The organism is Conexibacter woesei DSM 14684 (assembly GCF_000025265.1).
GTDB lineage: Bacteria > Actinomycetota > Thermoleophilia > Solirubrobacterales > Solirubrobacteraceae > Conexibacter > Conexibacter woesei.
The window spans coordinates 6,197,230-6,217,917 of the sequence record NC_013739.1; the positions used below are offsets into that span (position 1 = coordinate 6,197,230).

At 73.2% G+C, this 20,688-nt stretch carries 19 protein-coding genes; 13 read left to right on the forward strand and 6 right to left on the reverse strand.

Annotated elements, in window-relative coordinates:
- Positions 1–26 precede the first annotated feature (26 nt).
- Both CWOE_RS29085 and CWOE_RS29090 read left to right on the forward strand, forming a co-directional pair.
- The gene (locus tag CWOE_RS29085) at positions 27–4,469 is read left to right on the forward strand and encodes a DEAD/DEAH box helicase (RefSeq protein ID WP_012937244.1); all 4,443 of its coding nucleotides are present in this window, start codon (positions 27–29) and stop codon (positions 4,467–4,469) included.
- 18 nt (positions 4,470–4,487) lie between these two features.
- On the forward strand, positions 4,488–4,913 hold the full coding sequence (locus CWOE_RS29090; RefSeq protein WP_012937245.1) for a cupin domain-containing protein: 426 nt from the start codon (positions 4,488–4,490) through the stop codon (positions 4,911–4,913).
- 167 nt (positions 4,914–5,080) lie between these two features.
- Here the strand turns inward: CWOE_RS29090 and CWOE_RS29095 are convergent, their stop codons facing one another.
- Positions 5,081–6,010, reverse strand: a complete 930-nt coding sequence (locus CWOE_RS29095; RefSeq protein WP_268869667.1) for a 2-deoxy-5-keto-D-gluconate 6-phosphate aldolase domain-containing protein — start codon at positions 6,008–6,010, stop codon at positions 5,081–5,083.
- Positions 6,011–6,087: 77 nt separating this feature from the next.
- Between CWOE_RS29095 and melA the strand changes: the two genes are divergently transcribed.
- From melA to CWOE_RS29115, 4 genes are read left to right on the forward strand one after another with little or no spacing between them, the layout of a single operon-like run.
- Positions 6,088–7,380: an alpha-glucosidase/alpha-galactosidase gene (gene melA / locus CWOE_RS29100; RefSeq protein WP_012937247.1), complete on the forward strand. Its 1,293-nt coding sequence runs from the start codon at positions 6,088–6,090 to the stop codon at positions 7,378–7,380.
- The gene (locus CWOE_RS29105) at positions 7,377–8,390 is read left to right on the forward strand and encodes a carbohydrate kinase family protein (RefSeq protein ID WP_012937248.1); all 1,014 of its coding nucleotides are present in this window, start codon (positions 7,377–7,379) and stop codon (positions 8,388–8,390) included. Before melA ends, CWOE_RS29105 begins: the two co-directional genes overlap by 4 nt.
- Positions 8,387–9,331: a 1-phosphofructokinase family hexose kinase gene (locus CWOE_RS29110; protein WP_012937249.1), complete on the forward strand. Its 945-nt coding sequence runs from the start codon at positions 8,387–8,389 to the stop codon at positions 9,329–9,331. The genes CWOE_RS29105 and CWOE_RS29110 overlap by 4 nt, the downstream gene beginning before the upstream one ends.
- A gap of 16 nt (positions 9,332–9,347) precedes the next feature.
- Entirely contained in the window at positions 9,348–10,106 is a 759-nt protein-coding gene (locus CWOE_RS29115) for a DeoR/GlpR family DNA-binding transcription regulator (protein WP_012937250.1), read from the forward strand.
- Between the two features lie 7 nt (positions 10,107–10,113).
- Here the strand turns inward: CWOE_RS29115 and CWOE_RS29120 are convergent, their stop codons facing one another.
- From CWOE_RS29120 to CWOE_RS29140, 5 genes are read right to left on the reverse strand one after another with little or no spacing between them, the layout of a single operon-like run.
- Positions 10,114–11,310 (reverse strand): ABC transporter ATP-binding protein, encoded by a 1,197-nt coding sequence (locus tag CWOE_RS29120; protein WP_012937251.1) that lies wholly within the window; start codon positions 11,308–11,310, stop codon positions 10,114–10,116.
- A gap of 31 nt (positions 11,311–11,341) precedes the next feature.
- Complete coding sequence (locus CWOE_RS29125) at positions 11,342–12,169, reverse strand: carbohydrate ABC transporter permease (RefSeq protein ID WP_012937252.1); 828 nt, start codon at positions 12,167–12,169, stop codon at positions 11,342–11,344.
- Positions 12,166–13,083 (reverse strand): carbohydrate ABC transporter permease, encoded by a 918-nt coding sequence (locus CWOE_RS29130; protein ID WP_012937253.1) that lies wholly within the window; start codon positions 13,081–13,083, stop codon positions 12,166–12,168. Before CWOE_RS29130 ends, CWOE_RS29125 begins: the two co-directional genes overlap by 4 nt.
- Positions 13,084–13,137: 54 nt before the next feature.
- Positions 13,138–14,472, reverse strand: coding sequence for an ABC transporter substrate-binding protein (locus CWOE_RS29135; protein ID WP_012937254.1), 1,335 nt, complete (start codon positions 14,470–14,472; stop codon positions 13,138–13,140).
- An 8-nt stretch (positions 14,473–14,480) separates the two neighbouring features.
- Complete coding sequence (locus CWOE_RS29140) at positions 14,481–15,383, reverse strand: SIS domain-containing protein (protein WP_012937255.1); 903 nt, start codon at positions 15,381–15,383, stop codon at positions 14,481–14,483.
- A gap of 149 nt (positions 15,384–15,532) precedes the next feature.
- Here CWOE_RS29140 and CWOE_RS29145 point away from each other — a divergent pair, with 149 nt between their 5' ends.
- The 7 genes from CWOE_RS29145 (at position 15,533) to CWOE_RS29175 (ending at position 20,596) form a co-directional block, all read left to right on the forward strand.
- Positions 15,533–16,315, forward strand: a complete 783-nt coding sequence (locus tag CWOE_RS29145) for an Fpg/Nei family DNA glycosylase (RefSeq protein ID WP_012937256.1) — start codon at positions 15,533–15,535, stop codon at positions 16,313–16,315.
- Positions 16,303–17,037 (forward strand): glycerophosphodiester phosphodiesterase, encoded by a 735-nt coding sequence (locus CWOE_RS29150; RefSeq protein ID WP_160165576.1) that lies wholly within the window; start codon positions 16,303–16,305, stop codon positions 17,035–17,037. The genes CWOE_RS29145 and CWOE_RS29150 overlap by 13 nt, the downstream gene beginning before the upstream one ends.
- A 150-nt stretch (positions 17,038–17,187) precedes the next feature.
- The gene (locus CWOE_RS29155; protein ID WP_012937258.1) at positions 17,188–17,709 is read left to right on the forward strand and encodes an RNA polymerase sigma factor; all 522 of its coding nucleotides are present in this window, start codon (positions 17,188–17,190) and stop codon (positions 17,707–17,709) included.
- Positions 17,696–18,973, forward strand: a complete 1,278-nt coding sequence (locus CWOE_RS29160) for a DUF4349 domain-containing protein (protein ID WP_012937259.1) — start codon at positions 17,696–17,698, stop codon at positions 18,971–18,973. Before CWOE_RS29155 ends, CWOE_RS29160 begins: the two co-directional genes overlap by 14 nt.
- Before the next feature lie 95 nt (positions 18,974–19,068).
- Entirely contained in the window at positions 19,069–19,764 is a 696-nt protein-coding gene (locus tag CWOE_RS33730; protein ID WP_012937260.1) for a Crp/Fnr family transcriptional regulator, read from the forward strand.
- The gene (locus CWOE_RS29170) at positions 19,754–20,185 is read left to right on the forward strand and encodes an NUDIX hydrolase (RefSeq protein WP_012937261.1); all 432 of its coding nucleotides are present in this window, start codon (positions 19,754–19,756) and stop codon (positions 20,183–20,185) included. The genes CWOE_RS33730 and CWOE_RS29170 overlap by 11 nt, the downstream gene beginning before the upstream one ends.
- A 12-nt stretch (positions 20,186–20,197) precedes the next feature.
- Complete coding sequence (locus tag CWOE_RS29175) at positions 20,198–20,596, forward strand: ASCH domain-containing protein (protein ID WP_012937262.1); 399 nt, start codon at positions 20,198–20,200, stop codon at positions 20,594–20,596.
- The last annotated feature ends 92 nt before the right edge of the window (positions 20,597–20,688 follow it).

The following is a 20,688-nucleotide window of genomic DNA, read 5'->3' on the forward strand; positions in this document are numbered from 1 at the left end:
CGCTCGCTAGGCTCGTACGCGAAACGATGGCCGTCGCCAGCCCCCTCGACTCCTTCACCCCCGCCGTCCGCGACTGGTTCACGCGCGCCTTCGACGCGCCGACCGAAGCGCAGGCGCAGGCGTGGCCGGCGATCGCTACCGGCGAGCACACGCTGATATCGGCGCCGACCGGCTCGGGCAAGACGCTCGCCGCGTTCCTGTGGGCGCTCGACCGGCTCGCGGCCGACCCACTGCCGGACAGAGAGAGACGCACCCGGCTCGTCTACGTCTCGCCCTTGAAGGCGCTCTCCTACGACATCGAGCGCAACCTGCGCGCGCCGCTGAAGGGGATCGCGCCGGAGGGCGGGATCTCGGTCGCGATCCGCACCGGCGACACGCCGCAGAGAGAGCGCGCGCAGATGCTGCGCACGCCGCCGGACGTGCTGATCACGACGCCCGAGTCGCTCTACCTGATGCTGACGAGCAGAGCGCGCGAGATCCTGACCGGCGCCGAGTGGGTGATCGTCGACGAGATCCACGCCGTCGCCGGCTCCAAGCGCGGCGCGCACATGGCGCTGACGCTGGAGCGCCTCGACGCCCTGGTCGGCGAGCACGAAGGGCGCGCGGGCGTCCAGCGGATCGGGCTGTCGGCGACGCAGAACCCTCTGGAGGAGGTCGGCCGCTTCATGGTCGGGCCGCGGCGCAGATGCCGCATCGTCGACACCGGCGTGCGCAAGCCGCTCGACCTCCAGATCCACGTGCCGGTCGAGTCGATGGTCGAGCCCGAGCAAGGCACCGACGTCGACCCGCTCGATCCGGTCGCCGGCGGCGAGGCGACGCGGCGCTCGATCTGGCCCGCGATCTACCCCGAGCTGCTGAGACTGGTGCAGGACCACCGCTCGACGATCGTCTTCGTCAACAACCGCCGCTCGGCGGAGCGGCTGGCGCTGCGGCTGAACGAGCTGGCGACGCCCGAGGGCGAGCCGGCGGTCGAGATCGCGCGCGCCCACCACGGCTCGCTCGCGCGCGAGGAGCGGATGGTCGTCGAGGAGCGGCTGAAGGCGGGCGAGATCCCCTGCATCGTCGCGACCTCGTCGCTGGAGCTGGGGATCGACATGGGCGCCGTCGACCTCGTGCTGCAGGTCGAGTCGCCGAAGTCGGTCGCCGCCGGCCTCCAGCGGATCGGCCGCGCCGGCCACAACGTCGGCGACACCTCCAAGGGCCGGATCTTCCCGAAGTTCCGCGCCGACCTGTTGGAGTGCGCGGTCGTCGCGCAGCGGATGCGGGAGGGGGCGATCGAGCCGACCGTCGTCCCGCGCAATCCGCTCGACGTGCTCTCCCAGCAGATCGTCGCGATGGCCGCGGCCGAGGAGGAGCTGAACGTCGACGAGCTGTTCGTGCGCGTCACGCGCACGCACTCCTACGCCGAGCTGTCGCGCCAGCAGCTTGAGAACGTGCTCGACATGCTCGACGGCCGCTACCCGTCGAGCGAGTTCGCCGAGCTGCGGCCGCGGATCGTATGGGACCGCATCGCGGGCGTGATCCGGCCGCGCAGAGGTGCGCGCCAGCTCGCCGTCACGAACGCCGGCACGATCCCCGACCGCGGGCTCTTCATGGTCACGCTGCCCGACGGCCGCCGCGTCGGCGAGCTCGACGAGGAGATGGTCTACGAGGCGCGCCCGGGGCAGACGTTCCTGCTCGGCGCGTCGAGCTGGCGGATCGAGGAGATCGGCCGCGACCGCGTGATCGTCACACCCGCGCCGGGCGCGCCGGGCGCGATCCCGTTCTGGAAGGGCGACTCCGTCGGGCGGCCGAAGGAGCTGGGCGAGGCGATCGGCGCGTTCGCGCGCTGGGCGGTCGACCAGCCGGCCGAGGCGCTCGTCGCCAGCCACGACCTCGACCCGAGAGCGGCGCGCAACCTGCTCGACTTCCTGCGCGAGCAGCAGGCCGCGACGCGCGTGATCCCGAGCGACCGGACGATCGTCGTCGAGCGCTTCCGCGACGAGATCGGCGACTGGCGGCTGTGCGTCCTGTCGCCGTACGGCGGTCGCATCCACGCCGCCTGGGGCCTGGCGCTGAGCGCGAAGATCCGCGACCAGCTGGGCCTGGAGGCGGACGCGATCTGGTCCGACGACGGGATCATCGTCCACCTGCCCGACGCGGACGAACCGCCGGGCGCGGAGTTCGCGCTGATCGAGCCCGACGAGCTGGAGGACGCAGTCGTCGCGGAGCTGGCATCGAGCGCGCTGTTCGGTGCGCGCTTCCGCGAGAACGCCGGACGTGCGCTGCTGATCCCGCGCGCGTACCCGGGGAAGCGGACCCCGCTGTGGCAGCAACGGCTCAAGTCGCAGACGCTGCTGGAGGTCGCCAAGCGCTACGGCGAGTTCCCGATCATCCTCGAGACCTACCGCGAATGCCTGCGCGACGTGCTCGATCTGCCGGGCCTGCACGAGCTGCTGACGCAGCTGCAGCGGCGCGAGCTGAGCATCGTCGAGGTCGAGACGGCGACCGCCTCGCCGTTCGCCTCCTCGCTGCTGTTCGACTACGTCGCGACGTACATGTACGAGGGCGACACCCCGAACGCCGAGCGGCGCGCGGCCGCGCTCTCGCTCGACCGCGACCTGCTGCGCGAGCTGCTCGGGCAGGAGGAGCTGCGCGACCTGATCGACGCCGACGCGCTCGACCAGGTCGAGGACGACCTCCAGCACCGCTCCGAGCGCACGCGCGCGAGCACGCGCGACGAGCTGCACGACGTGCTGCGGCGCGTCGGCGACCTGACCGCGGCGGAGGCCGCCCAGCGCGTCGTGCCCGGCGTCGACGCCGCTGCCGCGCTCGACGCGCTGGCGAGCGAGCGGCGCGCGGTGCTGCTGCGGATCGGCGGCGAGCAGCGCTGGGTCGACGCCGCCGACGCCGGCATGTACCGCGACGCGCTCGGCGTCGTCCCGCCGGGCGGACTGCCGGAGGCGTTCCTCGCCGACGTGCCGGACGCGCTCGTGCGGCTGCTGCGCCGCTATGCGCAGACGCACGGCCCGTTCACGACCGAGGAGCCGCGCCTGCGCTTCGGCGTCGATCCGACGCCCGCGCTGAGAGCGCTGGAGCGGGACGGCGAGCTGGTCCAAGGCGAGCTGCGGCCGGGCGGCGTCTCCGGCACGCGCGAGTGGTGCGAGACGAACGTGCTGCGACGGCTGCGGCGCGCGTCGCTGGCCGTCCTGCGCAGAGAGATCGAGCCGGCCGACCAGCGCGCGCTGGCGAGCTTCCTGCCGTCGTGGCAGGGCGTCGACAAGCATCCTCCGGGCGGCGCCGGCATCGACCGGCTGCGCGAGCAGCTCGTGCCGTTGCAGGGCTTGGCGCTGACGCCGTCGACGTGGGAGACGGAGGTGCTGCCACGTCGCGTCGGCGCGTACTCGGCGACGTGGATGGACCAGCTGTGCGCGAGCGGCGAGCTGGTGTGGGTCGGCGCCGGCGCGCTCGGCCGCCGCGACGGCCGCGTCGCGCTCTACTTCCGCGACGACGCGCCGCTGATCGGGCCGCCCCCGGGCGCGGGCAGAGCGCCCGCGCACGACACCCCCGACCACGAGGCCGTGCGCGCCCGGCTCGCGCAGGGCTCGTGCTTCTTCAGCGACCTGCTGGTCGACCTGTCGCTGGCGCCCGAGGCGATGCAGGACGCGCTGTGGGATCTCGCCTGGGCCGGCGAGGTGACCAACGACGCGTTCGCCCCGCTGCGCGCGCCGCGGCTGACGCTGGCACGCGCGCAGAGACGGGCGATGCAGCGCTCGGGCCGCTCGACCGGCCGCTTCTCCTCGCGCCGCGGCGCAGGCCGCGCAGAGGTCCAAGGCCGCTGGTCGCTGACCGCGCCGCTGTTCGACGCGGCGCCCGCCGATCCCTCCGCCCGCCGCCGAGCGCTCGCCGAGCTGCTGCTGGAGCGCTACGGCCTGCTGACGCGTGAGCTGGTGCTCGCCGAAGGGATCCCCGGCGGCTTCTCCGGCATCTACAGCGAGCTTTCGCAGTTGGAGACGCTCGGGATCGCACGCCGCGGCTACTTCGTCGAAGGGCTCGGTGGCGCGCAGTTCGCGCTGCCGGGCGCGGTCGAGCGGCTGCGCGCGCAGAGAGCACCGGAGGAAGCTCCGCCGCTCGTGCTGGCGGCGACCGACCCCGCGCAGCCGTTCGGCGCCGCGCTGCCGTGGCCCAAGCGCGAGGGCGAGACGCGCCGCCCGGCGCGCACGCCCGGCGCCAACGTCGTGATCGCCGGCTCCGAGCCGGTCCTCTACCTGGAGCGCGGGGGCAAGGCACTCCAGGTGCTCGTCGATCCCGAGGATCCGCGCGTCCGCCCTGCCTTCGACGCGCTCGCCGACCACACGCGCGCCGGCCGCATCAGACGGATCGCGCTGGAGAAGGTCAACGGCGAGCCGGTGATGGGGACCCGCTGGGAGGAGCTGCTCGCCGACGTCGGCTTCAGCGTCGGCCCGCGACGGCTCACGCTGACGGCGTAGCGCTCTAGGATCGCCGGCATGGACGACGGCATCAGCATCGGGCGCATCGACCCCGACTCGGGCGAGCGGTTCCAGCCGCTGCGCAGACAGCTCGGCGTGAGCGCATTCGGGATGAACCTGATCACCCTTCAGCCCGGCCAGTGCGGGCGGATCCACTCGCACGCAGAGCAGGAGGAGGTCTTCCTCGTGCTCGAAGGCGAGCTGTCGCTCGGCGTCGAGGGCGACGAGCATCGCCTCGGCGAGGGCGAGCTCGTGCGCGTCGCTCCCGGCGTCCGCCGGCAGCTCGTCAACCGCCGCCCGCAGCGGCTCGTGCTGCTCGCGCTCGGCGGCTCGGGCGAGCACACCGGCCGCGACGGCCAGGCCTGGGCCTCCTGGGACGCGACCGCGAGCACGCCGCCGCAGGAGACGCCGCTGCCCGACGACGTCCCGGTCGAGCAGGACTGACGCCTCAAGCCACTCGCGCTCGGCACGAAGGGCCTCGCACGCTGCCCCGAGCCCGACCGCAGCCGCCGCTTCGGCGGTCGCTTCGAACCGGTCGCGACGATCGATCGCACGGCCGGCACACAGCTCTCCGCACCGCGCTCGCGCTTCCTGCGCGTGCTCCTCCCCGCTCAGGCGGCCGCCGCCGGCTCGGCGGCGAGGTAGACGTCGATCGCCCAGGCGTACTCGGCGGCGATCCGGGCGACGGCCTGCTCGCGCGGGAAGCCGTCGTGGAGGAAGCCGGAGACGGCCTCCCACCAGATCGAGCGGCCGATCGCGAAGCCGGCCCAACCGGGCGTCGCGGCGGCGACGGAGAGCCAGTGCTCGACGCGCTCCCGCGGCGCGTTGCGGCCGAGCACGATGCACGGCGCGACCGCCTGCGCGGCGACGGCGGCCGACTGCTCGACCGTCTCGAAGCCCTCCAGCTTCCACAGGTCGGCCTCGACGCCGCCGCGCTGGAAGTCGTCGATCGCGGCGATCGTCAGCTCGGGTCGCAGCTCCACGTCGTAGCGGTCACGGTCGCCGCCGACCGCGTCGAGCTGCGCGGTCGTCGGCGGCACCAGCAGCTCGAAGAGGAAACCTGACGCGAGCGGCTTGACGAGCGCCGAGACCCGCGCGAGCGTCTCGCGCTGGCGCGCGTTGGCGGCCGCGTCGCCGCCGGGGTTGTAGCGCACGAGCACCTTCGCGTAGTTGGGCGCGAGCGCCTGCACGTGCGCGGCGGCGGCGTCGCCGTACTCCAGCTCGAACTCGTCCCGGCCGCTCGCCTCGATCGCGACGGCGGTCGTGAGACCGGCCGCCTTCGCGTCGCGCGCGACCTGCGCGCCGTACTGCTCATCGACGAGCACACCGGCGGTGCCGCGCGTGCGGTCGCTCCCGGCGGACCGTGCGAGGCCGGCGACGGCGCCGTCGAAGATCAGCTGCTTGGCGCCGGGCAGCTCGGCGGCGCGTTCCTCCTGGCCCGGCAGCATGCCGCGGACGAGGCCGGAGCGGTGATCGAAGGCCAGCAGGAACAGCGGGGAGTCGGTGGGCATGCGATCCCTTCTCGTTGCGCGGTTGCGCAGCGCTAGTCGCTCAGGATGATTGAAACTGCGTGTTTGAACGCTAGCCGATCACGAGTGCGCAGTGTAGGCTGTCCGCCATGGTCAAGATCACGTTCATCGGCGCGGGCAGCGTCACCTTCACGCGCGAGCTGCTCGGCGACCTGCTGGCGTTCGAAGAGCTCGCCGACACGCACATCGCCCTGCACGACATCGACGTCGAACGGCTCGCGACCGCGGAGGCGATGGCGCGCTGGACCGACGCGCAGCTCGGCGGCCGCGCCACGATCACGACCCACACCGACCGCCGCGAGGCGCTCGACGGAGCCGACTTCGCGATCAACATGGTCCAGGTCGGCATGCACGCATCGACCCTGCTCGACTTCGAGATCCCGGCCAGGTACGGCCTGCGCCAGACGATCGGCGACACGCTCGGGATCGGCGGCATCTTCCGCGCGCTGCGCACGATCCCCGTCCTGCTCGGGATCGGCGAAGACCTCGCCGCGGTGGCGCCGGACGCGTGGCTGCTCAACTACACCAACCCGATGTCGATCCTCTGCCAGGCGTACGCCGAGGGCTCGCCGCACAAGCAGGTCGTCGGGCTGTGCCACTCGATCCAGCACACGACCCATCAGCTCGCCGAGCTGGTCGACGTCCCGTTCGAGGAGGTCACGTTCCTCGGCGCCGGCGTCAACCACCAGGCGTTCATCCTCCGCTTCGAGCGCGACGGCGAGGACCTCTACCCGCGCCTGCGCGCGAAGGTCGCCGCCGACCCGGAGCTGAGACGGCGCGTGCGCGTCGCGCTCTACGAGCGGCTCGGCTACTACCCGACCGAGTCGAGCGAGCACGGCTCCGAGTACGTGCCGTGGTTCCTGCGCGACGACGAGCTGGTCGAGCGCTATCGCCTCGAGGTCGGCGACTACATCGAGCGCAGCGAGGAGAACCTCGTCGAGTACGACCGCATCAAGGCCGGGCTCGCGAGCGGGGAGCGGTTCCCGCTGGAGCGCAGCCTCGAGTACGCCTCGCTGATCGTCCACGCGATGGTGACCGGCCAGCCGCAGGTGATCTACGGCACGGTGCAGAACAACGGCCTGCTGGCGGACCTGCCGGCGCGGTCGGCCGTCGAGGTGCCCTGCCTCGTCGACAGAACCGGCGTGCGCCCGACGCCGGTGCACCACTACCCGTCGCAGCTCGCGGCGCTCAACCGCACCTTCCTCAACGTCGCCGACATGACGGTGCGCGCCGCGCTCGAGGGCCGCCGCGACCACGTGCTGCACGCCGCGATGCTCGACCCGGCGACGTCGGGCGCGCTGGGCCTCGACCAGATCGAGGCGCTTGTCGATGAGCTGCTGACCGCGCACGGAGACCGGCTGCCGGAGGGGCTGCGCGGGTGAGCGCAGCGCAGCTCGACGTACTGGTCGTCGGGGACCTCAACCCCGACCTGCTCGTCTCCGGCGAGGACCTCTCGCCGCGCTGGGGACAGACTGAGCGCGACGCCGAGATGCGGCTCGTGCTCGGCGGCTCGGCCGGCATCTGCGCCGCCGGGATGGCGCGCATCGGGCTGCGGACGGCGCTCGCCGCGACCGTCGCCGACGACGACTTCGGCGCCGCAGCGCAGCGGATGCTGGGCGAGCGCGGCGTGGCACTCGACGCGATCCGCGTCCTGCCCGGGCACCGCACGGGCCTCTCCGTCCACCTGCTGGCCGACCGGGACCGCGCGATCTACACCGAGAGAGGCGCGATGGTCGAGCTGACGGCTGACGACGCGGTCGCCGCGATCGCCGCCCGCACGCCGCGCCACGTCCACCTCGCGTCGATCTACCTGCTGCCGGCGCTCGCGCGCGACGGCGGGCGCGTGCTCGACGCCGCCCGCGCCGCCGGCGCGACCGTCTCGGTCGACACGAACTTCGATCCCGCCGAGCGGTTCGAGCGGCCGTCGTGGCTGACGCGCGCGGACGTGCTGCTGCCGAACGAGACCGAGGCGCTGCGGCTGACCGGGCGCGCCGCGGACGCTGCGGCGGGCGACGACGCCCTCGATGCCGCCGCCCGCGAGCTTGCGCGCGACGGGGCGCTCGTCGCCGTCAAGCGCGGCGCACGCGGGGCGTTCGCGATCCGCGGGGAGGAGCGCGCCGAGATCGCGGTCGCAGCCGACGGCGGAACGCCGCCCGCGGACGACGCGGCCGGCGCAGACGAAGACGGCGCGACGGTCGTCGACGCGGTCGGCGCCGGCGACAGCTTCGACGCGGGCGCCGTGCGCGGACTGCTCGACGGCCGTACTCTGCGTGAGCTGCTCGCGCTCGGTTGCGCGGCCGGCACCCTCTCCACCCGCGCCGCCGGCGGCACCGCCGCGCAGGCGACGCTGACCGAAGCCGACACGCTCGCGAAGGAACTGCTCGCACGATGATCGCCGCACTCGCTCCGAACCCCTCGATCGACCGCTTCTTCCTCGTCGCCGACGAGGTCCGCGTCGGCCAGATCCACCGTCCCTCCGAGCTGGTCGCGACGGCCGGCGGCAAGGGCCTCAACGTCGCGCGCGCCGCCAGCACGCTCGGCGGCGACGTGCGCGCGGTCGCGCTGCTCGCCGGCCACGCCGGCCGCTGGATCGCCGACGAGCTGCTCGACCACGCGATCCGCGCCGACGTCGTCTGGACGACGGGCGAGACGCGCACCTCGCTGTCGGCCGCCGACCCCTCCAGCGGCCGCCCGACCGAGTTCTACGAGCGCGGCGAATCGACCGACCCGGCCGCTTGGGAGCGCTTCGTCGAGCGCGTCGCGGCCGTGACGGGTGCCGGCTGGGCCGCCGTCTCGGGCTCGCTGCCGCCAGGTGTCGCCGCGCGCGGCTCGGCCGAGCTGATCGAACGCGCCCGCGCGGGCGGCGCCCGCGTCGCCGTCGACCAGCAGGGCCCCGCGCTCTCGGCGGCGCTGGAGGCCGCGCCCGACCTCGTCAAGGTCAACGCCAGCGAGGCGCGGGAGCTGACCGGTCAGCAGGATCCGCGCGCCGCCGCCAGATCGCTGCACGCGTCGCTGTCGGAGCGCCGCAGCGCGGCCGGCCTCGACGCGCCCGCCGCGATCGTCACCGCCGGCGAGGACGGCGCCTATCTCGTCGCCCCCGACGGCCGCATCCACCATGGCACGATCGACGTCCGCGGCCCGTTCCCGAACGGCTCCGGCGACTCGTTCCTCGGCGGCCTGCTGGTCGCGCTCGACGCGGGCGAGGACTACCCCGACGCGCTGCCGCTCGCGCTCGGCGCCGCGACCGCGAACGCCGAGCGCGCGGGCGCCGGCCGGCTCGACCCGCGGCGCGCGCGCACGCTCGCCGCGCAGGCGCTCGTGAGGCGGGCGTGACAGTAGGCTGCGCAGCATGAACCGCGCGGAACGCCTCGGCGGGATCCTCGAACAGCTCGCCGAGCGCGGCAGCGTCGACGTCGAGGACCTCGTCGACGCGCTCGGCGTCTCGCCCGCGACCGTGCGGCGCGACCTGCAGACGCTCCACGAGCAGCGGCTGCTGGAGCGCACCCACGGCGGCGCCGTCGCGATCAACGGCCTCTACGAGCTGCCGCTGCGCTACCGCGGCTCGCTCAACCGTGAGGAGAAGCTGCGGATCGCGCGGGCGGCCGTCGAGCACGTGCGCGACGGTGCGACGATCGCGCTGACCGGCGGCACGACGACGACCGAGGTCGGTCGCATGCTCGTGCAGCGCCAGGACCTGACGGTCGTCACGAACGCGATCAACATCGCCGCCGAGCTGGCGGTGCGCCCGAACATCCGCCTTATCGTCAGCGGCGGCGTCGCGCGCGCGGCCTCCTACGAGCTGGTCGGCCCGCTCGCGGACGACACGCTCTCGCAGCTGAACGTCGAGATCGCCTTCATCGGCGTCGACGGCATCAGCGCCGCCGCCGGCCTGACGACCCACCGCGAGGTCGAGGCGCGCACGAACAGGATGCTCGTCGAGCGCGCCTCGCGCGTGATCGTCGTCGCCGACGGCTCGAAGGTCGCGACCGCCGCGCTCGCGCGCATCTGCGCGCTGACCGACGTCGACACGCTGATCACGACAAGCGGCGCCGACGCGGACGAGCTGCGCGCGATCGCAGCCGCCGGCGTCAGCGTCGAAGCGGTCTGAGCGGGCGCTAGGCGGCCGCCGCGGCGCCGCTCGTCGCGACCGCCGGCGCCCCGACCGCGTCGCCGCTGACAGGATCGAAGAAGTAGAGCTGCGCGTGGTCGACGCGCAGGCCGACCGGCTCGCCGAGCACCGGCGCGCGGCGGCCGTCGAGCACGGCGACGAAGCGTGCGCGCTCGTCCTCGACGAGCAGGCGCGCGTCGGCGTGGGCCTCGTCGGCGGCGAGCACGGCGTCGGCCTGGACGGGTCGCGCGTCGACGGCGAACGTGACGTGGACCTCGTCGCCGAGGTGCTCGACAAGGTCCGGCGTCACCGTGATCAGCGGCAGCGCCTCGTCGGCGCGCGCGCCGTCGAGCGCGAACGCGGCGGGACGCACGCCGAGGACGACGTCGCGCGCGGCGCGCGCCAGCGGCGAGCCGCCGGGCAGCGGGATCGCGTGGCCGGCGAACCTGACGACGCCGCCCTCGACGCGCGCCTCGACGAGGTTCATCGACGGCGAGCCGATGAAGGCGGCGACGAACAGGTTGCGCGGGTGCCGGTACAGCTCCTGCGGCGAGGCGCACTGCTGGATCACGCCGCCGCGCAGCACCGCGACGCGCGTGCCGAGCGTCATCGCCTCGACCTGGTCGTGGGTGACGTAGACGGTCGTGATGCCGAGCCGCGCGTGCAGCCGCGCCAGCTCGCCGCGCATCGTCGTGCGCAGCTTCGCGTCGAGGTTGGAGAGCGGCTCGTCGAGCAGGAACGCGCTCGGCTCGCGCACGATCGCGCGGCCGATCGCGACGCGCTGGCGCTGGCCGCCGGACAGCTGCGAGGGCTTGCGCTGGAGCATCTCCTCCAGGCCCAGCATCCTCGCGGCGTCCGCGACGCGCGCGTCGATCGTCGCCTTGGCGACCTTGCGCTGCTTGAGCCCGAACGCGAGGTTCTCGCGCACCGACTTGTGCGGGTAGAGGGCGTAGTTCTGGAAGACCATCGCGATGTCGCGGTCGGGCGGCGCGACGTGCGTGACGTCGCGGCCGCCGATCACGACCTCCCCAGCCGAGACCCGCTCGAGCCCGGCGATCATCCGCAGCAGCGTCGACTTGCCGCAGCCCGACGGCCCGACGAGCACCATGAACTCGCCGTCCGCGACCTCCAGTGAGACGTCGTCGACGGCGACGACGTCGCCGTCGTAGACCTTCGAGACGCGGTTGAGGTGAATGGCACCCATCGTCAGTTCACTTCGCTTTCGGTCACAGGCACTATCCCTTCACCGCCCCCGAGGCGATCGAGCGCACGAACGTCTTCTGCGCCGCGAGGAACGCGAGCAGCACCGGCAGCGTCGCGATCACGTTCGCGGCCATGATCGCGGACGGATTCGTCTCCGAGCGGCTTCTGAAGCTCGCGACGCCGAGCGGGAGCGTGTTGTTGGCGTCGCTGGAGATCGCGATCGCCGGCCACGAGACGTCGTTCCAGGTCAGCAGGAACGTCACGACGGCGACCGTCGCGAGCGCCGGCCGCGCGAGCGGCAGCACGATCGTCCAGAGGATCTTCCAGCGCGAGCAGCCGTCCATGTAGGCCGCCTCCTCCAGCTCCGGCGGCAGCGAGAGGAAGAACTGGCGCAGCAGGAAGACGCCGAACGGCGTCACCAGCGACGGCACGATCAGCGCGCCGAGCGTGTCGATCAGCCCGAGCTTCTCCATGATGATGAAGGTCGGGATCAGCGTCAGCTGGAACGGGATGATCAGCGTCGCCAGCATGATCGTCAACATCACCTTCGAGCCGCGGAAGCGCATCCGCGCGAAGGCGTAGCCGGCCGTCGAGCAGAAGATCACGTTCGAGACGACGCAGACGCTCGAGACGATCAGCGAGTTCGTGAACCAGGTGCCGATCTCGACGTTGTCGAACAGGTACGTGTACCCCTCGAGGTGCAGCGAGCTGGGGATGATCGTCGGCGGGAAGCGGTTCAGCTGCGCGCTGCTCATGAACGACGCGATCAGCATCCACAGCAGCGGCAGTGCCAGCAGCAGCGTCGCGGGCAGCAGCGCGAGGTGCCACGGGTCGAACGGCAGCTTCAGCCGCCGCCTCACGCCGTCTTCTCCCGGCGCAGGCCGGCGAGCCGTCTGATCGCGATCACGGCGAGCGCGACCACGACGAGGCCGCCGACGACGAGGTAGGAGGCGGCGGCGCCGACGCCGTAGGCCGACTCGCGGATCGAGCGGTAGATGAAGTAGACGACCACGACCGTCGAGTCGCCGGGTCCGCCCGCGGTCGAGCCGTAGACGAGGTCGAACAGCTGGATCCCCTGCACGGTCTGCCACAGCAGCAGGAAGATCCCGACCGGCACGAGCGCCGGCAGCGTCACGTTGAGGAACGTGCCGAAGCTGCGGGCGCCGTCGATCGAGGCGGCCTCGGTCAGCTCTCGCGGGATGTCCTGCAGCGCCGCGAGGAAGATCACGGCGCAGAAGCTGATGCAGCTGGTGCCGGCCCACAGGCCGGCGAGCACGAGCAGCAGCAGCGCCTGTCTGCCATCGGCGAAGAACGGCTGCGGCGCGAGGCCGAACTTGTCGAGCAGGCCGTTGGCGACGCCGACCTGGTCGTCGAACATGACGGAGAAGAGGACGCCCTGGACGGTCGCCGAGACGATCACGGGGACGAACGCGAGCGTGCGGTAGATGCCGATGAAGCGGACGCGCTTGTTCAGCAGCAGCGCGAGACCGAGGCCGCCGAGGATCGACAGCGGCACGAACAGGCCGGTGTAGACGAGCGTGTGCTCGACAGCGCCGCGGAATCTGTCGTCGTCGAGCAGCTTGGAGTAGTTGTCGAGGCCAGCCCAGGAGGTCGTCTCGGCGATCGGGTCCTTGTCCTGGAAGGACAGCAGCAGCGACCAGAAGACCGGGACGATCGCGAGCCCGACGATGATCACGACCGCGGGCAGGATGTACAGCCAGGCGGTGGGCGTCTCGCCGAAGAACCGCTCGACGAGCCCGCGGCGGGGCGGCACGCCCGGTGGGCGTGCCGTCGCGCGGGGGCCTTGTGCGAAGACCGTGGCCACGGGTCAGTCGCCGGCGAGCGCCTCGTTCGCGCCGTCGACGGCCTTGTCGAGCGCCTCCTGCGGGTCGGCGGTGCCGAGCAGGACGTCGACGATCCCCGACCCGACCGCCTCGGACAGCTTCGGGTAGGCCTGGATCGTCGGGCGCACACGCGCCTGCTCGAGCGCAGCGGTGAAGACGTCGAGCCCGACGACCTCCTGCGCGTGTCTTCTCCATATCGGCTGCTGCGCGGTCGATCTGCGCAGCGGCAGCGAGCCGGCGTCCACGTCCCACACGGCGTCCTGCTCGGGCAGCGTCAGCCACTGCGCGAACTCCTGCGCCGCTCTGGCGCGCGCGTCGCCGTTGTCGAACAGCATCCACGCGTCCGGGCCCGAGATCGTCGTCGGTCTGTCCGAGTAGCTCGGCATCGGAACGACGCCGTAGTCGACTCTCGCCTTGACGAACTCGGGGACCTGCCACGGACCCGTCGGGACCATGCCGATGCGACCGGTGTTGAAGATGGCGTACATCTTCTCGCTGCCGGCAGTCTTGTCGATGTAGAGCGATCTGTCCGTGACCGCCATGTCGTTGATCGTCGTGAAGGAGGTCAGCCCGCTCTCGCCCTCGAAGCCGGCCTGCTCGCCGTCCGGCGAGGTGACGTCGCCGCCGAGCTGCCACACCATCGGCCACAGCCGCCAGACGGTGTCCTCGTCGCCGACGCCCGGCCACGCGCTGCCGAACTGCCCCTTGGAGGAGTCGGTCAGCTGTCTGGCGATCGCGCGGTAGTCGTCCCACGTCCAGCCGGCTCTCGGCGCCGGGATGCCCGCCTCTCTGAACAGTCTTCTGTTGTAGACGACGGCCAAGGAGTCGATCAGCGCGGGCACGGCGCGGACCTTGCCGTCGACCGTGACGGCCTCCCGCGCGGGCGGGTAGAAGTCGTCCCATCTCCACGCCGCGTCTCTGACGGCGTCGGTCAGGTCGAGCGCCTTCGGGCTGCGCGCGAGCGATGCGATGTTGGGGCCGAACTGGTAGACGACGTCGGGGTACTTGCCGCCGGCCAGCGCGGCCGTCGTCTTCTGGTAGAGGCTGTCGGCGAGCGCGCCGACCTCGGCCTTGACCTTCACGTCGGGATGCGAGGCGTTGAATCTGTCGACGAGCCCTTCGATCGTCTGCTGCGCGGTCTGGTTCTGGCCGTGCCAGAACGTGATCTCGACTGGGCCGTCACCACCATCGCCGCCGCTGTCGTCGTCGCCGCTGCCGCAGCCGGCGGCGACGAGTGCGAGCAGCGCCACCAGCAGGGCGGCGAGCGCGGCGCGTGTGAGCCCTCTGTTCCGTGTGCGCACTTCGTAGACCTCTCTCATCTCGTACCTCACGTCAGGACCTCGAGCTCCTCCTCGCTCAAGACCACCGACCGCGACAGGTTGCGGGGGACGTCGGGGTCGAGCCCGCGCCCCTCCGCGATTCGCAACATCGCTCGTTGGGCCAGCACCAGCGACGCCATCGGGTCGAGCGCCGGTTCCACCAGGGTGGCACCCGTCGCGCGGACCTGCTCGGCGCCCGGCCGGTGGAGCGGGCTGAGCGCCCACACGACCCGCCCCGGCGCCGCGATGCTGATGGGTCCGTGGCGGTACTCGAACGCCGGGTAGGACTCGGCCCACGCCTGCGCCCCCTCGCGCAGCTTGAGGGCGGCCTCGTGCGCGAGGCCGACAGCCCAGCCGCGCCCGAGGAACGTCCACTGCTCGACGCCGGCGGGGTCGAGCGGCAGCTCCTGCGCGAGCGCGCGCTCGGCGTCGTCGGCGGCGGCGAGCACGGCGGCGGAGTCGGTCTGCGCGCGCAGCAGCGCAAGCACCGTCGTCGCGAAGCGCGTCTGCACGACCGAGCGCTCGTCGGCGAAGGGCAGCTCGACCGTCGCACCCGCGGCGGCGGGGACGGGGCTGCCGGGGACGGCGGTGATCGCGACCGTGCGGGCGGCAGCGGAGCGCTTCACCACGCGCGTGACCTCGCTCGTGGTGCCGGAGCGGGAGATCGCGACGAGCACGTCGTAGCGGCGGTCCTCGGGCAGCTCCGAGGCGGCGAACGCGTCGGTCTCGCCATGGCCGGCGGTCTCGCGCAGGGCGGCGGCGGCCTGTGCCATGTACAGCGACGTCCCGCAGCCGACGATGCAGGCGCGCTCGCCCCGCGCGGGCAGCAGCTCGGCCGCCGGGCCGGCGAGCGAGACGGCCTGCCGCCAAAGCGCCGGCTGCGTCTCGATCTCGTCAGAAGTGATGCTCATTTGTGAATGAATACCCGACTAAACGATCAAATGCAAGCAGTTTGGGCCGATCGCCTGGCAGAACGGCACCATTCCTGCTCGTTCGTGCTCGCTCCAGCCGTTCGCAGGTCCTTCACCCGCGTGACGGCGCTGCTCGTACCCTTCATGGGATGCCCGAAGGCGACACGATCCTGCGTGCGGCGAACCGCATCCGCCCGATCCTCGAGGGCGCGGTGCCCGACGAGATCCGCATGCCGCAGCGGCGTCACGCCGCCGACCGCTGGCCGCAGCGGCTCGCCGGCCGGCGCGTGCGCAGCGTCGACCCGTACGGCAAGCATCTCTTCCTGCGCTTCGAGGGTGACCTGACGCTCCACTCGCACCTGCGCATGACCGGCGCGTGGGCGGTCTACCCCGACGGCGCGCGCTGGCGCCGCGCGCCGCGGCGCGCGTGGCTCGTGCTGCGCGCCCGTGGCAGCGAGGTCGTCGAGTTCGACGGGCCGGTGCTGGAGCTGATGACGGAGTCGCGCACGCGCTTCGACCAGCAGCTGCGCGCGCTCGGCCCAGACCTGCTCGCCGACGACTTCGACCCGGCCCGCTTCCTGCGCCGGCTGCGCGCCGACGATCCGACGCGCGGGATCGGCGACGCGCTGCTCGACCAGCGGATCGTCGCCGGGATCGGGAACATCTGGAAGGCCGAGGGCTGCTGGGGCGCGCAGATCGACCCGTGGCGGCCCCTGCGCGACGTGACCGACGCCGAGGCCGTCGCGATCGTCGAGAACGCGCGGCCGCGGATGCTCGCCGCGGCGGCGGCGCCGCGCGGGGCCGGCGGAGACGACCGGCACGTCTACAGGCGCGGTGGGATGCCGTGCCCGCGCTGCGGGACCGTGATCGCGTCGCGCGGCCAGGGCGACGACAACCGCACGACATGGTGGTGCCCCGGATGCCAGCGATGACCGTCAAGCGGATCGGCCACAAGGGCGCCGACCTGATCGCGCCCGGCAACACGCTCGCGAGCTTCGACGCGGCGCTCGCGGCCGGCGTCGACATGATCGAGTTCGACGTCCTGCCCGACCTCGGCCCGGACGGCCGCCCCGACACCGCCCGCGGATCGCTGCTGCTCGCGCACGACTACGGCGACCTGCACGCGCGTGAGCCGCTCGGCCTCGGCGACGGCCTCGCGCACCTCGCCGCGCCGCCGTTCGACGGGATCGAGCTCGACGTCGACCTGAAGATCCCGGGCTACGAGCTGCGCGTCGTCGACGCGCTGCGCGCCCACGGGCTCGTCGAGCGCTCGCTGATCTCCTCGACCTACCCGGAGAGCCTCGCGCGGATCCGCGCGTACGAGCCGAGGCTGCGGCTCGGCTGGTCGGTCCCCCGCGCGCGCCGCGACTACACGGCGTCGGCGCTGTACAAGCTGCCCGCATACGCGGCGGTGCAGGTGATCAGCCGCCGCCTGCCGGGCCGCGCGGCGCAGGCGCTGCGCGCGAGACGCTGCGACGCGCTGATGGTCCACTGGCGGCTCGTCACGCCGCGGCTCGTGCGGGAGGTCGATGCGGCCGGCGGCGAGCTGTACGTCTGGACGGTCGACGAGGCGCCGCGCATCCGCGCGCTGGCCGCGCTTGGCGTGACGGGCGTGATCACGAACGACCCCCGCCTCTTCACCGCCCCGGCCTGACGTGCGCATGCCGTCGCGATGCAGCGTCCTCGCTCGCTCACGGGCTGGCGCCCGCAGCACTCACTGCGTCCTTGCCTCGCTCGACCTGCGCACGTCAGGATGCGTGTGATGGTTCGCTGACCGGCGCGTAGTACCGGTGTGAACGCCACGATGACCGCCACGCCGACGGCCGTGGATTCCAGCTGGGAGCGCTTCGAGGCGCTCTACCGCTCCAGCCGCGACGACGTGTACGCGTACGTCGCGACGCTGCTGCGCGACCGGGCCGCCGCGGAGGACGTGGCGGCCCTCGCGTTCGAGCGCGCGTACCTCCGTCGGCGCTCGTTCGACCGCCGCCGCGGCGACGAGCGCGCCTGGCTGTTCGGGATCGCGCGCAACGCCGCGCTCGACGAGCTGCGGCGGCGCAAGCGCCACGCGCGGCTCGCCGCCGATCCCGCCGACCTCGACGCGACGCCGGTCGAGGACGGCGCCGACGCCGCGCTCGCCCGCACGACCGTCCGCGCCGCGCTCGACAGGCTCGACGCGCGCGAGCGCGAGCTGGTCGCGCTGAAGTTCCACGCCGGTCTCTCCAACGCCGAGATCGCGAAGGTGATCGGCGTCAGCGAGTCGAACGCCGGAACGCTCCTGCACCGCACGATGACGAAGCTGAGGAAGGCCTGCCATGCGCCGTCGTGAACGGACCGACCCCGCTGCCGCGCGCGAGCTGGCGGCGATCGACGCCGCGCTCGCCGGCGGCCCCGTCGGCGAGGAGGACGCCGAGCTGGCGCGGCTCGCGACGCTGCTCGTCGCCGAGCGCCCGCCGGCTCCGCCCGCCTTCAGAGCGGCGCTCGACGCGCGCGTGGCGGAGAGATTCCCGGCACCGGCACCGGCGCGGGCCGCGCCAGCCGTGGCCGGCGGCCGGTGGCGCCGGCTGCTGCAGCGCCCGCTGCTGCCCGCCGTCGGCGGCACGCTCGCCGTCGCGCTCGTCGCCCTCGCGATCGTGCTCGGCCAGGGCGGCGGGGGAACGGTCGGCGGTGGAGCGGGCACGCCCGCGGGCAGCGGCGCGTCGAGCGGCGCGGCGGCCGACGGCGCGGCGCCGGGAAGCGCGGCGCAAGGCGGCGCCGCGGCCGACGAGGCGGCGCCGGGAGGCGCACGGGCCGGCGCGACCGCCGGCGACGCCCCCGCGGCGAAGGCCGCGCCCGAGTCGGCCGGCACCGCGCCCGCCGACAGCGACGGCGCCGCCGCGCCCGCGAGCCCCGCGGCTCCCGGCGCGCAGCGGAAGGTCGAGCAGTCCTCCGCGATCGAGCTGGGCGCGCCAGCCGGCAAGGTCGACGACGTCGCACAGGACGTCCTCGGCGTCGTCGCGCGCCAGCAGGGGATCGTCGACCAGTCGAGCGTCGCGACCGGCGGCGCCGGCGGCGAGGCGCGGTTCGAGCTGCGGATCCCGGCGGCGAGACTCCAGGCGGCGCTCGCGCAGCTGTCCGGGCTGGCGGACGCGCAGGTGCTCGCGCGGACCGACGACACGCTCGACGTCAACCAGGCGTACGTCTCGGTGCGGCGGCGGCTCGCCGGTGCCGAGGCCGAGCGCGGCGCGCTGCTGCGCTCGCTCAGAGCGGCGGACACCGAGACCGAGACCAACCGCCTGCGCGCCCGCCTGGACGGCGTCGAGCGGGCGATCGCGGGGCTGCAGCGCAGCCAGCGCGCGCTCGACCGCCGCGTCGACTACAGCCGCGTCGCGCTGACCGTGCGCGCCGTGGAGGGCGGCGGCGAAGACGACGGCGCGGCGTTCACGCCCGGCAGCGCGCTCGACGACGCCGGGCGGGTGCTCGCCGTCACGGCGGGCGTCGCGGTGATCGCGCTCGCGGCGCTCGTGCCGCTCGCGCTGCTCGCCGCCTGCGCCTGGCCGCTCGCTCGCGCGGTGCGCCGGCGCCGGCGCGAGCAGGCGCTCGACGCGACCTGAGGACATGCGGGCAAGCCCTCGTCGAAAGGCGAAAATCACTGCATGGGGGCGTTCGCGCGCTCGCGCCTGGTCGCTGGTCTGATACATACCTGCGTGTGGCTACGAGCACCGAGGACACCGTCGCGCTGCTGGCGCGGGTGCCCACGTTCGAGGCGCTCGGCCCGGAGGAGCTGTCACGTGTGGCGGAGGTTGCCGTCCCGCGGCGCTACGAGCCGGGGCGAGTGATCTTTCGCGAGGGCGATGCAAGCGACACCTGCTACGTGCTCAAGAACGGGCACGTGCGCGTGATCCGCGAGCACGCGGACGGGCGCACGATCACGCTCGCGAACTTCGGCCCGGGCGACATCTTCGGCGAGCTGGCGATGTTCGAGGACGAGCGCCGCTCGGCGACGATCGAGACGCTCGACGACGTCGAGGCGATCGCGATCCTCGGCTCCGACATGCGGCGGCTGATGCGCGAGCACCCCGACATCGCGGTCAAGCTCGTCGTCTCGCTCGGCCGGCGGCTGCGCGCCGCCAACGAGCGGATCGCCAGCCAGTCGTTCCAGACCGTGCAGAGCCGCGTCGCGAACGTCGTGACGCAGCTCGTCAAGGAGGCGCAGGACGAGGGCGCCGGCGAGCGCGACGTGCTCGTCTCCGCGACGCAGGCCGACATCGCGAAGCTGGCCGGATCCTCGCGCGAGTCCGCCAGCCGCTTCCTCGCCGTGCTGGAGCGCGCCGGCGTGATCGAGCAGGGCCGCGGCAAGCTGACCGTCCACGATCCCTCCGCGCTCGAGCGCTATGTCTACTGACGACCGCGAGCTGTCGGCCGGCGGCGTCGTCGTCAGAGGCGACGACGTGATCGTGATCGTGCCGACCCGCCGCGGCGCGCAGGGCCAGCGCGTGCTCGGCCTGCCGAAGGGCCACGTCGATCCCGGCGAGAACGCCGAGCAGGCCGCACGCCGGGAGGTGCGCGAGGAGGCCGGCGTCGAGGCCGACATGGTCGAGAAGCTCGGCGACGTGCGCTACTTCTACCAACGCGACGGCCAGCGCATCTTCAAGATGGTGCGCTTCTTCCTCTTCAGATATCGCGCGGGCGCCCTCGAAGACCACGACGACGAGGTCGAGGAGGCGCGCTGGATGCCGCTCGCCGAGGCCGCGAGAGCGCTCAGCTACAGAGGCGAGCGCGAGATGGTCGGGCGCGCGCTGTCGGCGATCTCGAAACAGCGATAGGGTGGTCTCTCCGTGCGCGTCCTGAACTTCTACTCGGCGGTCTTCGCCGACCAGCTCCGGAACGGCCGCAAGACGGCGACGATCCGCCTCGGCGACAAGTCGCACAAGTACCGCAAGAACGAGTGCGTCCTCGTGACGATCGGGTACCAGTACTCGCCGCGCGAGCGGATCTTCAACGCCGTGATCGACTCGGTCGAGGTCAAGCGCGTGCGCGACCTCAGCCCGCGCGACATCGAGCACGACAACCCGGAGTTCCGCCGCACCGAGGAGATGCTGCACTTCCTCGAGCAGATCTACGACCGCAAGGTCGACCTCGAGGACACCGTCACCGTCGTGCGCTTCTCGCAGATCATCGAGCGTCCGCCGACGATCCGCGACCGCCTGCACGGCATCGGCGGCGCGCAGAACTAGTCGCGGCGTTCCGCCGCCTCTGATCGCACCGCTTCTCGGTGCGTGCATTCGCCGACCTCTTGGCACTCTCGGGGGGCGAGTGCCAAATTCGT